The sequence below is a fragment of the Oceanobacter sp. 1_MG-2023 genome, assembly GCF_030689025.1.
In the GTDB taxonomy this organism is placed as follows: domain Bacteria; phylum Pseudomonadota; class Gammaproteobacteria; order Pseudomonadales; family Oceanobacteraceae; genus Oceanobacter.
This window is the reverse complement of sequence record NZ_JAUYWA010000008.1, coordinates 1-16,103: the sequence shown is the minus strand read 5'-3', so window position 1 is coordinate 16,103 and position 16,103 is coordinate 1. Positions and strand designations below refer to the sequence as shown.

The 16,103-nt window shown below is 52.1% G+C and carries 15 protein-coding genes; 4 read left to right on the top strand and 11 right to left on the bottom strand.

Features of this window, described 5'->3' with window-relative positions; translation table 11 throughout:
• Nucleotides 1–10: 10 nt before the first annotated feature.
• From nrdB to Q8W22_RS07105, 3 genes are all read right to left on the bottom strand, one after another.
• Complete coding sequence (nrdB, locus tag Q8W22_RS07115; protein ID WP_305451929.1) at nucleotides 11–1,141, bottom strand: class Ia ribonucleoside-diphosphate reductase subunit beta; 1,131 nt, start codon at nucleotides 1,139–1,141, stop codon at nucleotides 11–13.
• Nucleotides 1,142–1,317: 176 nt separating this feature from the next.
• Nucleotides 1,318–3,597: a class 1a ribonucleoside-diphosphate reductase subunit alpha gene (gene nrdA, locus Q8W22_RS07110; protein ID WP_303433353.1), complete on the bottom strand. Its 2,280-nt coding sequence runs from the start codon at nucleotides 3,595–3,597 to the stop codon at nucleotides 1,318–1,320.
• Nucleotides 3,598–3,761: 164 nt separating this feature from the next.
• Nucleotides 3,762–3,938 (bottom strand): hypothetical protein, encoded by a 177-nt coding sequence (locus Q8W22_RS07105; RefSeq protein WP_305415384.1) that lies wholly within the window; start codon nucleotides 3,936–3,938, stop codon nucleotides 3,762–3,764.
• Nucleotides 3,939–4,299: 361 nt separating this feature from the next.
• Here Q8W22_RS07105 and Q8W22_RS07100 point away from each other — a divergent pair, with 361 nt between their 5' ends.
• Both Q8W22_RS07100 and Q8W22_RS07095 read left to right on the top strand, forming a co-directional pair.
• A complete protein-coding gene (locus Q8W22_RS07100) occupies nucleotides 4,300–5,040 on the top strand; it encodes a response regulator (protein WP_303433352.1) in 741 nt (246 codons plus the stop codon).
• 91 nt (nucleotides 5,041–5,131) lie between these two features.
• Nucleotides 5,132–6,700 (top strand): ATP-binding protein, encoded by a 1,569-nt coding sequence (locus tag Q8W22_RS07095; RefSeq protein WP_303433351.1) that lies wholly within the window; start codon nucleotides 5,132–5,134, stop codon nucleotides 6,698–6,700.
• A gap of 21 nt (nucleotides 6,701–6,721) precedes the next feature.
• Here the strand turns inward: Q8W22_RS07095 and Q8W22_RS07090 are convergent, their stop codons facing one another.
• The 6 genes from Q8W22_RS07090 to maoP all read right to left on the bottom strand — a co-directional run bounded on the left by Q8W22_RS07090 (nucleotide 6,722) and on the right by maoP (nucleotide 11,914).
• The gene (locus Q8W22_RS07090) at nucleotides 6,722–7,645 is read right to left on the bottom strand and encodes a LysR family transcriptional regulator (protein ID WP_305451928.1); all 924 of its coding nucleotides are present in this window, start codon (nucleotides 7,643–7,645) and stop codon (nucleotides 6,722–6,724) included.
• Nucleotides 7,646–7,838: 193 nt separating this feature from the next.
• Nucleotides 7,839–8,756, bottom strand: coding sequence for an ornithine carbamoyltransferase (gene argF / locus Q8W22_RS07085; protein ID WP_305415441.1), 918 nt, complete (start codon nucleotides 8,754–8,756; stop codon nucleotides 7,839–7,841).
• Nucleotides 8,757–8,772: 16 nt separating this feature from the next.
• A complete protein-coding gene (locus tag Q8W22_RS07080; RefSeq protein WP_305451927.1) occupies nucleotides 8,773–9,939 on the bottom strand; it encodes an aspartate aminotransferase family protein in 1,167 nt (388 codons plus the stop codon).
• 322 nt (nucleotides 9,940–10,261) lie between these two features.
• A complete protein-coding gene (rimK, locus tag Q8W22_RS07075; RefSeq protein ID WP_305415382.1) occupies nucleotides 10,262–11,167 on the bottom strand; it encodes a 30S ribosomal protein S6--L-glutamate ligase in 906 nt (301 codons plus the stop codon).
• A 5-nt stretch (nucleotides 11,168–11,172) separates the two neighbouring features.
• Nucleotides 11,173–11,592, bottom strand: a complete 420-nt coding sequence (locus Q8W22_RS07070) for a RimK/LysX family protein (RefSeq protein WP_303433347.1) — start codon at nucleotides 11,590–11,592, stop codon at nucleotides 11,173–11,175.
• Complete coding sequence (maoP, locus tag Q8W22_RS07065) at nucleotides 11,585–11,914, bottom strand: DUF413 domain-containing protein (protein ID WP_305415381.1); 330 nt, start codon at nucleotides 11,912–11,914, stop codon at nucleotides 11,585–11,587. Before maoP ends, Q8W22_RS07070 begins: the two co-directional genes overlap by 8 nt.
• A 131-nt stretch (nucleotides 11,915–12,045) precedes the next feature.
• On the opposite strand from maoP, the gene hdfR reads away from it, so the two are divergent.
• Complete coding sequence (hdfR, locus tag Q8W22_RS07060) at nucleotides 12,046–12,945, top strand: HTH-type transcriptional regulator HdfR (RefSeq protein ID WP_303433345.1); 900 nt, start codon at nucleotides 12,046–12,048, stop codon at nucleotides 12,943–12,945.
• Nucleotides 12,945–13,934: a zinc-binding dehydrogenase gene (locus Q8W22_RS07055; RefSeq protein WP_305451926.1), complete on the top strand. Its 990-nt coding sequence runs from the start codon at nucleotides 12,945–12,947 to the stop codon at nucleotides 13,932–13,934. Before hdfR ends, Q8W22_RS07055 begins: the two co-directional genes overlap by 1 nt.
• 97 nt (nucleotides 13,935–14,031) lie before the next feature.
• Here the strand turns inward: Q8W22_RS07055 and queE are convergent, their stop codons facing one another.
• Nucleotides 14,032–14,733, bottom strand: a complete 702-nt coding sequence (gene queE / locus Q8W22_RS07050; RefSeq protein WP_305451925.1) for a 7-carboxy-7-deazaguanine synthase — start codon at nucleotides 14,731–14,733, stop codon at nucleotides 14,032–14,034.
• Entirely contained in the window at nucleotides 14,730–15,401 is a 672-nt protein-coding gene (queC, locus tag Q8W22_RS07045; protein ID WP_305451924.1) for a 7-cyano-7-deazaguanine synthase QueC, read from the bottom strand. The genes queE and queC overlap by 4 nt, the downstream gene beginning before the upstream one ends.
• Nucleotides 15,402–16,103 lie beyond the last annotated feature (702 nt).

Genomic DNA, 16,103 nt, shown 5'->3' with positions numbered 1-16,103 from the left:
GGACGACTCATCAAAGATCAAAGTCGCCGAGATCGTTGGTGTCAACTTCGCTGTCGAGAGCACCGACCAGGTAGGAACTGATTTCAGATTCCTGTGGAGCGACCTGGACGTTGTCGCTGTTTAACCAGGAGTTGATCCAGGGCAGCGGGTTGGAGCGGGCTTCAAAAATACGATCAAAGCCCAGGGCGGCGATACGCTGGTTGGTGATGTATTCAACGTACTGACAGAGAATATCCTTGTTCAGGCCAATCATGGAGCCGTCCTTGAACAGATAATCGGCCCATTCTTTTTCTTGCTGGGCGGCTTCGGCAAAGATACGGACAACATCGGCCTTGCACTCTTCGGCAATCACGGCAAAGTCGGCATCATCTTTACCGCGAGCAATAATTTGCAGCATGTGCTGGGTGCCGGTGAGATGCAGCGCTTCGTCACGGGCAATCAACTTGATGATTTTGGCATTACCTTCCATTTTGGCCCGTTCGGCAAAAGCGAAAGAGCAGGCAAAGCTGACGTAAAAACGGATGGCTTCCAATACGTTGACGGACACCAGGGTCAGATACAGACGACGCTTGAGCTCGTGCATATTGACTTCAACGGCCTGGCCGTTGACGGTATGCGTGCCTTCGCCCAGTTGCTGGTAATAATTACTCAGTTCAATAAAGCTGTCGTAGTAATGTGTCACTGAGACCGCCCGGCGAGTGATGTGCTCGTTACGGGTGATGTCGTCAAAAATCGTTGCCGGATTGGGCACGATATTACGGACAATATGGGTATAAGAGCGGCTGTGAATGGTTTCACTGAATGACCAGGTTTCAATCCAGGTCTCAAGTTCCGGCAGCGAGACCACGGGCAAAAATGCCACGTTGGGAGAACGCCCCTGAACCGAGTCGAGCAGGGTTTGGTATTTCAGGTTGCTGACGAAGATGTGTTTTTCATGATCGGGCAGATCAAGAAAATCCTTACGGTCGTTAGTCAAATCCACTTCTTCAGGGCGCCAGAAAAACGACAGTTGTTTTTCGATCAGATTTTCAAAAATCTTGTGTTTCTGTTGATCATAACGGGCAACATTGACGTGCTCGCCAAAAAACATGGGCTGTTTGAAGGTATCAAATTCGTTGCGGTTGAAGGTGGTGTAGGCCATAGCCAGTATCGTCTCGCTGGCCTGTTCGGCCGTTGTCATTCTTCGGATTGAAAAGACCCGTGTGCGCTTCCTTACACAGCGGGTTGTTGCCGGTACTATCGACATAGCGTGTTGATTGTACCGGCCTTGTGCAGTGTTAAAAGAGAATCAGTAGAAAGTACGTTGAATTTTTCGTACTAGATTTTACAGGCTCCGCCTGCGCAGTCATCGTCTTCTTCGATCACGTCTTTCTGAGGGTCTTCCATGCCATCACGGGTGTTGTGATAGTACAGGGTTTTGACGCCGTATTTATAGGCCATTAACAGGTCGCGCATCAGTTGCTGCATGGGCACCTTGTTGCCACTGAACCGGGCGGGGTCATAGTTGGTATTGGCAGAAATCGACTGATCAACAAATTTCTGCATGATACCGACCAGTTGCAGGTAGCCCTGGTTGCTGGGAATTTGCCATAACAGTTCGTAGGCATCCTTGAGGTTTTCGTACTCGGGTATTACCTGCTTGAGAATACCATCTTTACTTTGTTTGACGCTGATATAGCCCCGTGGCGGCTCAATACCGTTGGTTGCATTACTGATCTGGGAAGAGGTTTCCGATGGCATCAGCGCTGTTAGCGTGGAGTTGCGCAGGCCATGTTCCTTGATTTCCTTGCGCAGGGTTTCCCAGTCGTAGTGTAGCGGCTCATCACAGAAAGTATCGATATCTTTCTTGTAGCTATCGATAGGCAAAATACCCTGAGCGTAGGTGGTTTCTTCAAACAGCGGGCAGGCCCCCTGTTCTTTTGCCAGGCCGACGGAAGCTCGCAGCAGCCAGTACTGAATGGCTTCAAACGCTTTGTGGGTCAGGCCATTGGCTGAGCCATCAGAGTAACGGACGCCGTTTTTGGCCAGATAATAGGCGTAGTTGATAACGCCAACACCCAGGGTGCGACGACCGAGGCTGCCTCGTTCGGCGGCCGGGACCGGGTAATCCTGATAGCTGAGCAGGCTGTCGAGTGCCCGTACTATCAGGTCGGACAGCTCTTCGAGTTCATCCAGGTTGTCCAGGCTTCCAAGGTTGAAGGCTGCCAGCGTACATAGGGCAATTTCGCCACTCTCGTCGTTAATATCCATCAATGGCTTGGTTGGCAAGGCAATCTCAAGACACAGGTTGGACTGGCGTACAGGGGCTTTTTTCGGATTAAACGGGCTATGGGTATTGCAGTGGTCAACGTTCTGGATGTAGATACGACCGGTACTGGCCCGCTCTTGTAACATGCTGGAGAACAGATCGACGGCCTTGATGGTTTTTTTGCGCAGGCTGTCGTCTTGCTCGTATTTGGTATACAGCTGCTCAAAACGTTCCTGATCTTCAAAAAACGCGTCGTAGAGGCCCGGGGCATCGGATGGCGAGAACAGGGTGATATTGCCGTTTTTGATCAGGCGTTCGTACATCAGCTTGTTGATCTGTACGCCGTAGTCGATATGACGCACGCGGTTTTCTTCAACGCCCCGGTTGTTTTTCAATACTAGCAGGGATTCGACTTCGTAATGCCAGATTGGGTAGAACAGCGTGGCAGCACCACCGCGAACACCGCCCTGAGAGCAGGATTTCACCGCAGTCTGGAAGTGTTTGTAAAACGGGATACAACCGGTGTGGAAGGCTTCACCACCACGAATCGGGCTACCCAGAGCACGAATACGGCCGCCATTAATACCAATGCCTGCCCGTTGGGAAACGTATTTGATAATGGCGCTGGCGGTGGCATTGATGGAGTCGAGGCTGTCTCCGGCTTCAATCAGCACGCATGAGCTGAACTGGCGTGTCGGTGTCCGTACGCCTGCCATAATAGGAGTGGGTAGCGATAGCTTGAAGGTCGAAATCGCATCGTAAAAACGTTTGATGAAATCGAGGCGCCGATCCTTTTCATAGCTGCTGAACAGACAGGCTGCAATCAGCAGGTACAGGAACTGGGCACTTTCGAACACTTCACCGGTAACGCGATTCTGTACCAGGTACTTGCCTTCCAATTGTTTTACCGCGGCATAACTGAAGTTCAAGTCGCGGCTGTGATCGAGGAAGGTTTCCATCTCGGCGTAATCGGCTTCGCTGTAATCGTCCAGCAGATGGCTGTCGTAGCGTTTGTTGTCGACCAGTTTGCGCACATGATCCAGCAACGCCGGTGGCTCGTATTGGCCGAAGGCTTTTTTGCGCAAATGAAAGATATTCAGGCGCGCAGCCAGATATTGATAATCCGGTGCCTGGTCGGAAATCAGGTCGGCAGCGGCCTTGATCAGGGTCTCGTGGATTTCTGAGGTCTGGATGCCGTCAAAAAATTGCAGATGGGCACGAAGTTCAACTTCGGAGACGGAGACGTTATCCAGTCCTTCTGCGGCCCAGGTAACCACTTTGTGGATCTTGTCCAGATCCAGCAGTTCCTGACGACCATCGCGTTTACTGACTTTGAGAGCGCTATTCATGTTAAGTGTGCCTGTACTCGAAGGTATTCTGATCACGTCCATGCCTGATAGTGACTTGTCTCCGGCCATTGTTCTTGCTGCTACCCTGATCTGGTATCAGCGGATGGCGGCAAGTTGGGCGCAAAAGGGAAAGTCCTGATGTGTGTCTGTTTCAATCCTGGCCATCAATCAGCAGCGATCGCCTGGCTTTGGATTGTGGCCAGCTCATGGCGTGTTCGTGCTGAATGTAAATTGCTGTGCCTGATTTTAGCATCAAGCAAGCCTGAAGAACGGAACGATTTGATGACATAGCGTGTTCCACAAGCCGAAGAAAGCGGCACAAGATAATGGGCCTTGGCCATGGTTTCAACCCCACATCTAGTGTGGCCTACTTGTCAGGGAGGATCCCGCTTGTGAATAACATGTGTATTAGATGTGCATGAGATGTGGGTGATTTTTAGTATCATATTGGCCCGTTACTGCGGAACAAGCTGCAAGCCGCATTGTTTCTGGTGTGTTAACGGTTGCTGGTTTGTTATCAGGGTCGATCGTTTTTGGTACCAGGGACGGAGGCGCTTGCTGATGGCGTGAATAACTTTTGTGACGGAATGCACAGGAGTTAACAGACGGCTTGACTGCTCCGAGCTATAAGCACGATCGGCTGTTAATCTGACAGGTCGCAGTAAATGTTGCGGCAGAACCCCGTAACGGAGAAATCTCTGGATGGCAGACGAAAAAATGGCATATGACTCGGATGATCACTGGCGCATCCTGATTGTTGAGGATGATGAGCGACTGGCAGCATTGACCAAAGACTATCTGGAAAGTAATGGCCTGGTTGTTGCCATCGAAGGTGATGGCAGCCGTGCAATTGAACGTATCAAGACGGAACAGCCCGACCTGGTGGTATTGGATCTGATGCTGCCTGGGGAAGACGGTCTGGCGGTGTGCCGTTTGGTGCGTCCTCACTATCGCGGTCCGATTCTGATGCTGACCGCCCGGACTGAAGATCTCGATCAGGTGCTGGGTCTGGAGATGGGGGCGGATGATTACGTGGCCAAGCCGGTACGCCCACGGGTACTGTTGGCCAGAATTCGAGCCTTGTTGCGCCGGGTTCGTCATCTTGAGGAGACAGTGACCGACACGCCTAATCAGGAAAATCGTTTGACGTTCGGTAATCTGGTGGTTGATAGCGCCATGCGGGAGGCTTGGCTGGAAGGGCGCAGCATCGATTTGACCAGTGCCGAGTTCGATTTGCTCTGGTTGTTGTGCAACAGCGCCGGGCGAGTATTAACACGTGAAGAAATTTTCCATCAGCTGCGGGGGATTGAATACGATGGGCAGGATCGCTCGATTGATGTCAGGGTGTCTCGTATTCGTCCCAAGGTCGGCGATGATCCGGTCAATCCTCGCCGTATCAAGACGGTGCGCAGCAAGGGATACCTGTTTGTGAAAGAGCTGTAATGACCTTTCTTCCTGATACGCGGGCCATGCTGTTCCGGCCGGTTGGCTGGTGTTGTGGTGTTCGTATTGGCCTGGGTCTGAGGGTGAACGGATGAGCATCATGTTCTTGCGCGTCTATGGCACCCTGATAATGACCATCAGCGGTATTGTTGTATTTTGCCTTTTGTCGCTGAGTCTGATTCGGTATATCAGTTTGCATGAATACTGGGAGCAGGATCTGGGGCGTCCTTTGCAGGTGCTGAATAGTGGGGATATGGGAGAACGCTTTCGTCAGTCACTGCAACATGGCTGGGTTGAACAGGCTGGTCTGGGGACTCTGAACAGCTATGAACGCTACCGTTTATTACGAGGCCGAGTGATTACGGTACTGGACGATAGCGATATGCAGTTTCGTTTTTTGAGTGGGGGTACCAGCTCGCCTGATGCATCGTTGTTGTCTGCCTATCCCTCGTCCGTCCCCAATATTGACGATTTGAGTCGTGTTGTATCCGGCGCTGTGGTGACCTTTTATTTTGATGGCAATATCGAGCTGGCCTGGGCGCAATTTGCGGATTTGATCCGGCATCACTACCAGGTGTCCGGGATGGATGCGGTCAGTTATGAACAGTGGTTGGCAGAGCAGCTGACGGTGCCTGTCCGTCTGGCCGTGATGAAATCGGCTCCAACTTATCCTGTGTCTTCCCGGCTGGTCGATGTACGGCTGGGGGATAACTATCATTTGATGATTGGGCCGTTGAATACTCCGCGGCAAACTCCCGCTTACACCTGGCTGATTCTTGGTTTAATGGCAGTACTGGTGCTGGCTCTGGTGGTTTTCTGGCTGGTTACAACGCTGGAGTCGGGGCTGCGGAATCTGGACCAGGTAACGGGACGTCTGGCGCAAGGGCATTTGTCGGCCCGTATTGCGGTGACGGGAGTTGATCCGGTCAATCGCCTGGGCAGTTCCTTTAACAAGATGGCTGAGCATATTCAGCGGCTGATTGATATCCAGCGAGAGATGCTGCGGGCCGTTTCCCATGAGTTAAGGACGCCGGTGGCTCGCTTGCGTTTTGGATTGCAAATTATTGAAGATGAAGTTGAGTCTCCGTACCTGAAGCAGCAGATACAGGGGATGGATACGGATATTCAGGAGCTGGACCAACTGATTGATGAAATTCTGACGTATGCCCGCCTGGAGGAAGGTGGGCCGTTATTGGAGTTTCATGAAGTGGTCTTGACGGATATTGCTCGTCAGGTTGCTGCGGAAGCGCGACCACCGGCCCATATCGAGGTGCTGTTTCTGGAAACCGAACGGTTACAGAATACGCTGGTGGAAGTAGAGCCTCGCTATATTCATCGGGCGGTACAAAATCTGGTGAGTAACGCTTGTCGTTACGCCCATTCCCGCGTCCAGGTGCGTTGCAGTGTTGCGGTGGATACATGCCGTATTGATGTCGAAGATGATGGCCCGGGTATTCCGGAAGCCGAATGGCCAAAGGTTTTTGTGGCTTTTGCCCGACTGGATGACAGCCGTACCCGCAGCTCAGGTGGTTATGGTTTGGGTCTGTCGATTGTACGGCGTATCGCTTATTGGCACGGTGGGCGAGCCATCGTTGGTCGCAGTGAACAATTGGGCGGTGCCAGATTCAGCCTGATCTGGCCGCGCTACCATATGGACTAGATCATTATGCCATCGATCAGATCATTTGGTCTGGCGTATAGGTTCAATCCCTCGCAGGCGATCGAAACAGGTATCAATTGACAGGTCGAGAAAATCCTTGATGTAACTGTCGTCTTGCTGATCAGTACGAATCGCTGCATACAGGGTTGGCCATATGCCCTTGCCCAATGGCAAGGCACTGATCAATTTGGCATCCAGGTAGGGCTGTAAGGCCCAGTTGGGCAAACAGGCGACACCGCGGCCACTGGCAACCAGCTGAATCATCATCAGGGTCAGCTCGGTCTGGCGATTGGCAACTGGCTCTACACCTGCCGGCAGTAGAAAATGCTGATAAATATCCAGCCGTTTGCGTTCAATCGGATAGTGAATCAGGGTTTCGGGGGCGAGGTCTGTTGCCGTTACCTGGGCCTGGTGTGCCAGTGGGTGCTGGTTGGAAACGGCCAGTAACGATTGATAGCGAAATAACGGTCGATAGTGGATACGGCTGTCGGGTTCCGGGTCGGAGGTGATTACCAGGTCGATATCCCCTCGGGTGAGCGCCGGTAACGGGTCAAAATGGAAGCTGGTGGTGAGGTCTATTTCGACATCGGGCCAGTGATCCCGGAAACGGTTGATCGCGGGCATTAGCCATTCAAAGCAGCTGTGGCATTCAATCACCATATGCAAGCGGCCGGTTTCACCACCGGCCAGCTTTTTTAATGCCAGCTCACATTGCCGTAACTGCGGCAGGATCTGATCAGCCATTTGCAGCATTTCCAGGCCGGCACGGGTGAAACGTATCGGTTTGGATTTACGTACAAACAAGCGCACGCCCAGCTTGTCTTCGAGATCCTTGAGCTGATGAGAAAGCGCCGACTGGGTCAGATACAGCCGCTTGGCGGCTTCGACCAGCGTACCGCCATCACGCAGTGCTACCAGAGTTCTGAGATGTTTGATTTCTAGCATGGCTTTGAATTTAATTCATCTTGTTGATTAACAGTATGATATTAGTTCAAGCATACCCGAAAGCACAGAAGGATTTCAGAATGGCAGTTGTTAAGGATAAAAAAGAGTCGCGACTTGCTGTCGATATGATTCTGATACCCGCTGGCAGAGGCCCAATCAAGGGCCATCACCAGTGAGCGAGCGGGGTTAACGGCTATTTGTTTTGGGCCTTGTTGAGCAAGAATTCCATTAGCGCTTTTTGCGCATGCAAGCGGTTTTCAGCTTCATCCCATACAACAGCCCGGGGGTCATCCATCAAGGTCATACTGATTTCCTCACCGCGGTGGGCAGGCAAGCAGTGCATAAACAGGACGTCATCGGCAGCCTTGTCGAGCAATGCTTCAGTTACCTGGTAATGCTTGAATTGACGCAGTCGCTCGGCTTGTTCTTCTTCCTGGCCCATGGATGCCCAGACATCGGTCACAATCAGGTGTGACTGGGTGGCCGCTTCTTCCGGAGATGTCATCAGGGAAACATGATCACCACACTTGGCCAGCAAATCGGCATCAGGCTCAAACCCAGGCGGGACAGCAATATTGAGGTGGAAGTCGAACTGCACCGCGGCGTTCATATACGATTGGCACATATTGTTGCCATCGCCAATCCAGGTAACGGTCTTGCCCTTGATCGAACCGCGGTGCTCGATAAAGGTCTGCATATCGGCCAGCAATTGACAGGGGTGATAATCATCCGTCAGCGCATTGATGACAGGGACGGTCGAATGCTTGGCAAACAATTCGATATCGGCATGATCGAAGGTACGGATCATAATGATATCGACCATGCGAGACAGCACACGAGCGCTGTCTTCGATGGGTTCACCACGACCCAACTGGGTATCCCGAGGCGACAGAAAAATAGCTGCGCCGCCAAATTGTGTCATGCCAGCTTCAAAAGATACCCGGGTACGAGTGGACGATTTTTCAAAAATCATCCCCAGCACCTGGTTTTTGAAGGGCTCATAGACTTCATGGCGATGTTGCATGGCCTTGAGTTCTATTGCTCGTTGTAATACCTGGTTCAGCTCTTCTGAAGTCAGATCCATCAGAGTTAAAAAGTGTCTCACAGCAATTCCTTCGTTATATCGATCAATCTAGCGAATCAATCAGGTTGCACACGATATCGATGATCTTGTCAGCATCATCCTTGTTGAGGTTCAGCGCTGGCAACAAGCGGATCACATTACCTGCGGTGACGTTGAGCAGAATGCCGTATTCCAGACCCCGGGCCATCAGCTCAGGGCAATCCTGATCCATCACCAGTCCCATCATCAGGCCACGACCACGAATGTCGACCAGGTGTGGGTTGTTGCTCAGCCGCTCCCGGAAGCCAGTGGCCAGGTAGTCGCCCATCTCTTGGGCATTGGTACAGAGATTGTCCGTTTCGATGGTTTCGACAACAGACAGGGCGACAGCACAACACAGCGGGTTGCCACCATAAGTACTGCCATGATTGCCTGGCTGTAATACATCGGCGGCTTCGCCACGGGCCAGACAGGCACCAATAGGGACGCCATTACCGAGGCCCTTGGCCGTTGTAACAACATCAGGGACAAAACCCAGTTGTTGATAGGAGAAGTAGCTGCCGGTACGACCATTGCCGGTCTGGACTTCATCAACCATCATCAGCCAGTGATGCTGGTCACACAAAGCCCGAATGCCTTGCAGATAGTCGGCGCTGGCAGTGGCCAGGCCACCTTCGCCCTGAACGGTTTCGAGCATTACGGCGACGACGTTCGGGTTGGCGCTGGCGACCCTGGTCAGGGTATCGAGGTCGTTGTAGGGGACCCGGAGAAAACCATTCAACAGGGGTCCGAAGCCTTCTTGCGCCTTGGTGTTGCCAGTGGCCGTCAAGGTGGCCATGGTACGGCCATGGAAGGCCTTGCTCATGACAATGATGACAGGTTCATGGATACCACGTTGATGGCCGTATTTGCGGGCAATCTTGATGGCTGCCTCGTTGGCTTCTGCTCCCGAATTGGAGAAGAAGACATTGTCCATGCCAGAGATGCGTATCAGCGCATCTGCCAGTGCTTGCTGTCGTTCAATGCCGTACAGATTGGAGGTGTGTATCAGGCGGCCAGCTTGCTCAGACAGTGTTGCGCTGATAGTCGGGTGGGCATGACCCAATCCACATACGGCAATACCGCATAAGGCATCCAGGTAGGTCTTTCCATCAGTATCTGTCAGCCAACTCCCTTTACCAGAGGTAAAGGTAACGGGCAGGCGGCCATAGGTGTTCATGATCGCAGTCATTCGGGACAGTTCCTTAAAACGCAAAAAGGCAGCCTTGGCTGCCCGGTAGGACATTGACTATACGAAAGCCTCTGGCTGAAGTAAACGGTTTTAGCGGCCAGAATGGTCGCCTGTTATTGATATGCGACAGGGAAGGCGTGCCAGGAGGGTATGCAATCACTTGTCAGGAATAACGCCATATAGCGAGATATATGGCGGGTATGGGCGGTAACTATTACTGCCTGGTGCTTCCTGGCTTGTGGATGGCTGATATCACCACAATACCCGTGGGCTGGTTGTGCTCGCTATATCACCAGCAGCGGCGCTGGTGCAGAGTCGTTATCTAGCCTTGCCCGCGGGTACGGGTGTGATTCGCGCGGGCGTTTTTTTCGATAAACATGATGATTTTGTTGGCGACATCAATGCCGGTGGCTTCCTCAATCCCCTGAATGCCAGGAGAAGAGTTAACTTCCATCACAACCGGGCCATGATTCGATCGTAAAATATCGACACCGGCGACGTTCAGTCCCATGGTGCGTGCTGCCCGCACAGCCGTTGCCCGCTCATCCGGAGTGATCTTGATCAGACTGGCAGAGCCTCCCCGGTGCAGGTTGGAGCGGAATTCGCCATCGGCGGCCTGGCGCTTCATGGCGGCCACCACGCGGTCGCCAACAACAAAACAGCGAATATCAGCGCCACCGGCTTCCTGAATGAATTCTTGCACCATGATATTGGCTTTCAGCCCCATAAAGGCCTCGATAACACTTTCTGCGGCCTTGCGGGTTTCCGCCAGTACCACCCCGATACCTTGTGTACCTTCCAACAGTTTGATGACCAGCGGTGCACCACCCACCATGGCAATCAGGTCGGGAATATCATCCGGGCTGTGTGCGAATCCGGTGACGGGCAGGCCTATGCCTTTTCGTGACATTAATTGCATTGATCGCAGCTTGTCGCGTGAACGACTGATGGCGACCGATTCATTTAATGGATATACCCCCATCATTTCGAACTGGCGCAGCACGGCAGTACCATAAAAAGTGATGGAAGCACCGATACGCGGTATCACGGCATCATAGTCTTTGAGCTCGTTACCCTGATAATGCATGGATGGCTCGACACTATTGATATTCATATAACAATGCAGCGTATCGAAGACGGTCACTTCGTGACCGCGCTGTGTGCCGGCCTCAACCAGTCGCCGGGTCGAATAGAGCCTGGGGTTGCGCGAAAGGATCGCGATTTTCATGGTATTTATTTGCTCAAATAGGTGTGTTCAACATCAACGATGAAACGACCGCTAATGGCTTCTCTCCCCAATAGCATAGGATATTTCATGCTACCGCGAGGTGTCAGGCTGAGTTCGATGGGCCATTGCTGGTTGCCGATAGTAACCGGTGTCTTGATGACATAGCGATAACTGCGGGAGCCATTGGAACTGGCGATGCGTTTGCGGGTGAACAGCGGTGCCTCACAGCGTTGATCAATACGCATTTTTTCTCGACTGAACAGCACATGAAAGCTCACCCAGTCCTGGCCATCACGCTGGAAGACCTTGATGTCTTCCGCATGTAAACTGCTGGAGCAGGCACCGGTATCAACCTTGGCGTGACATTGAATACCGACGTCAGGCAGCGCCAGTACTTCCAGGTACCCCAGTGTCGGCTTAGTCATCGGTGTCGATGGCTTCACTGACACCGTCGGTGACGGCCGCTGAGGAGGCGGTAAAGTAAACCTGTTTGCGGCGTAGTGCCGACAGGTACAGAGTCCAGGCTTTTTCTATATCGGTAACAGCTTGCTCTTTACCCTGGCAGACCATGACAAAGTGCGCTTCAACTTCATCTTCAGGTTCCTGGGTGCCTTCGTGCAGTGCTTTTAAAACAGTGCCAAGTGACTCAAGAATCTCGGCCTGGGCGCGAGTAAAGTCACCTGAACGATGAAACCCACGCGGAAAGTTGCGATCATCAAAGTATTTTTTCGGGCTGGCAAAACTCATGATTCAATTCCCCTGTAAATAACATCTAGTGAGTGGCTGGACAGCCAATGTGGTTTCGGCGGAGTATGGTCAGGGCACTTTGCGCGGTAAAACAAAAAATACTTATCGTAACGAACATATAAATTGGTCAAATGGATACAGAACTGCTTAAAACCTTTATGGAAGTCTCTCGCACCCGACACTTTGGTCGCGCGGCAGAAAACCTTTATCTGACCCAGTCTGCGGTCAGCTTTCGTGTGCGACAGTTGGAAGGGTTATTGGGCGTTGAGTTGTTCTCACGCCAACGTAATAACATCCAGTTGACGGCTGCTGGTGAAAAGCTGATGCCGCTGGCAGAAAGCACTGTACGGCTGGAACAAAAAATTCGTCAGGAAGTGGCTGCAGAAGCAGGGCAAAGCCAACAAATGGCCATCGGTGCCACTCCCAATTTATGGGACGGTTTTTTACAGCAGCAAATGGCGGGCTTGCTGGATCGGGTTGATGGCTTGTCGTTGACAGCCGTTGCACACAGCAGTGGCAACCTGATTCGTCAGATACTGGAGCGTACTCTGGACCTGGCTTTTCTGTTTGATGCGCCGAAAGTCGATGAACTGACGACCCTGGAAGTAGCACATTTGCCCCTGTACCTGTGTTCGTCAGTGGAAGGCGTGACGATTAACGAAGCGTTGGGGCAAGGGTATGTGCTGGTGGACTGGGGAACTGCTTTTCAGGCACAGCATAACCGACAGCTGAAATTACCAGGCACGCCAGCGTTGCAAACCAATACTGGCCGAATAGCCCTTGATTGTATTCAGTCGAGAGGCGGGGCGGCTTACCTTCCCTGGGGCCTGGTCGCCACCGCATTCGATCAACAAACCCTGTTTCTGGTAAAAGATGCCCCTGTGATCTCCCGAACGGTTTATGCCAGCTTCCACTCCAATGGCGGCAGCGAGCACCTGGTCGATATGGTTATTCGCCAGATCGCCGCAGCAGAAGCCAACACCCACCCACTGGTTCACCATCTTGACGATGGGATAGGAACAGAATCCTGATGATTAATACCAAAGCCATGGTGTTTACTGAATATGGCTCCCCGGATGTATTGACGCTCCAAACGATTGACGTCGCCGACCCAGGCCAAGGGGAATTATTACTGAAAGTACTGGCCGCCGGGTTTAACCCGTTGGATACCAAGGTGCGCTCCGGGCTGGCACCGGTTGCCACGGAATCCGGCACCACTGGTTGTGATGTCTGTGGTGAAGTAATCGCACTTGGTGAAGGCGTTGATGGTTTTGCCATCGGCGACCGTGTTTATGGCATGACGGGTGGCGTGCGCGGAACCATGGGGACAGTGTGTGAGTATGTGCTTGCCGATGCGCGCCTGCTCGCTCGTGCCCCAGCCAATCTGACCAATGAGGCCGCCGCCTGTTTGCCTGTGGTGGCGCTGACGGCGATGGAAATATTCCAGCGTTTGCGACCCTCGTCAGACAGTCAATTGCTGGTGCTGGGAGGGCTTGGTGGTGTTGGCCGCATGGTCTTGCAGCTGGCGTTGCATCAAGGGTTAACCGTGACTGCCACGGCAGGTAGTTCCGAACGACTGGATATCTTGCGTACCATGGGCGTTGAAGCCTTGGCGCATCATGCCGTTGCGGACCTGGTCGCTTCAGGTAAAAGCTTCGACTGTGTTGTTGATACACATGGTGGTGACAGTCTGACATCCGCATTGAATGCCGTTGCCGCATGGGGGGATGTGGCGACCATCAATGCCCGTGGCACTCATGACTTGTCTCCGGCGCACGCCAAGTCCCTGACGCTCCATGCGATTTTCAAGGCATTGCCATTGTTGACCGGCAAGGGCCGGGAGCAACTCGGTCGGGATCTGGTGCAGTTTGCAGCCTGGGTTGAGGAGGGTGTTATTGATGTACCCGAGCCTGAATCTGTTGCAGCCATCGAATTGGCATCGGTTCATAAGCGGTACGAGCAGGGACAGTTGCAAGGTAAAGTGGCGCTGGTATGGCCAGACCAGACGGTTGCTGATTGATGATCGGCGTCAGCCTGGCCCAATAATCCTCACCCAGAGGTGAGGAGTCGTAACTGTCGATCCGTTCTCGCGTTTTCAGGTGAGGTTGAGCGGGTGGTTAGTCTATCCCGATCCATTTATGGGTCTGAGTACTTAGTTTCCACTGCGGGTTGGCCAGACAATAACTGACGGTCGCTTGTACCGGATTGGCAGGCTGTACCGAGAACAGGGGGATATGATCGCGTTTGGGCGCTTGCTGCAGCGCGGTCATGTCCATGGGCTGCAAGTAGCGATGTGTTGCTTTTATATGCTCGAACTGTTCGGGCATCGCTCCCGGTTGGGGGTATACCAGCTTGAGCTCATCGCATTGCTGCAGCACAACCTGAGAGTTTTCCTTCGGGCTCAGGCAGATCCAGTCAATATTGGCAGGTAGCGGTAACGTACCATTGGTCTCGATGGCGATTTCAAATCCTTGTTGGTGCATGGCCTCGATCAGATCCTCATCCAGCTGCAACGCCGGTTCGCCACCAGTACATACTATATAAGGTGGAATATCCGACGCTGGCCAAAGCGCCCGAAGCAGGGAACACAACTCGTCTTGTGAGTAACGGCCGCCATTTTGCCCGTCGGTGCCAACAAAGTCGGTATCACAAAACTGACAGCTGGCGCTTGCCCGGCCATCTTCTTTGCCATTCCACAGATTGCATTTACTGAAACGACAGAAGACAGACGGGCGTCCGGCGTGTGTGCCTTCGCCCTGGAGTGTGTAAAACGCTTCTTTTATACGGTACACCTTTGATGGGGTACTCTTGCTGCTCATGTTGCTGTGCCTGTTTCATAAGCCAGTGGATCAGTAACGCCATTTATCGCAAAAGCTTCCAGACGTTCGACGCAAGAGCCGCATTTGCCGCATGCTTTTTCCCGGCCGTTGTAGCATGTCCAGCTCTGGCCGTAATCCAAACCCATGGCCAGGCCATCTTTTAATATGCCAATTTTGTCGCTGTTGAGATAAGGACTCACAATCTCTACCGCTTCATAGTTGGCGATTTTGGCGACGTCGTTCATGGCGTGGACAAATTCAGGCCGGCAATCAGGGTAAATGGCGTGGTCGCCGCTGTGCGCACCGTAAAAGACCTTGCTGGCGCCGATATCAACGGCATAACCAATGGCCAGCGATAACAGGATCATATTACGGTTGGGGACCACGGTAGACTTCATGTTGTCGGCTTCGTAATGACCTTCCGGAATATCCTGATCAGAGGTCAATGATGAACTCTGCAACAACTGATTGATGGCGGTAATGTCGATGACTCGATGAGGCAGCCCCAGCTCGTCACAAACATCGGCAGCGAAACGAATTTCCTTGCTGTGTTTCTGGCCATAATCGAAGGTGAGCGGGAACAACTCATAACCTTCTTTATAAGCGCGTTGAAGAATGGTGAAGGAATCCATGCCACCGGAGTAGATGACAACTGCTTTTTCAGACATAAAAACTCCAAGGTTAGCCAAACGGAAAACAGTCCGAGTGGCTCGTAAGAAACAACCTGCTGCTATTGGTAGAAGAGGTCACCTGTTGATGAAGCGTGATTATACGCACATCTTAAAAAGTTTATAAAAAGGATTGACTCAAAATAATCCATCCCTATAATGCGCGCCTCCCTACTGCTGATGCAGCAGGGAATGGGGCAAGACTCATCGTTATTGGATGAGTCAGCTTCAGTTCTGGTTTGGCAACCTATCCTTTGGATTTGAACCGCCACCAGAAAAAACGGATTTAAGGGTTGAATTACTGATTTATCAGTGTATTATTCGCCACCTTGATTCGGGAAGTGGTCAGCAAGATCGATCAACTTTCAATCGTAAGTGGTTGTTTTTAAAGAAGTTTTTGAAAATAAACGCTTGACAGAAAGATTCGGCGCTGTAGAATGCGCCACACGGTTTAGACCTCTGGTCTGGGTTGTGAAAGCGGTTTGATCAAGTTGAATGAGTCCTCTGGATGACTTCAACATTAAATGAAAAATCGCTTGACTCTTGGGTTTGTTGCTGTAAGATGCACAGCCCGCTCAGACGAAACGGTCTGACAGCTCTTTAAAAAATTAAGCATTAAGTAATTCGTGTGGGTGCTTACTGAGATGATCTGAAGTCAAGATTATCAAGAAGTAAGAACTCGTCGATAATTCATTTACGTGA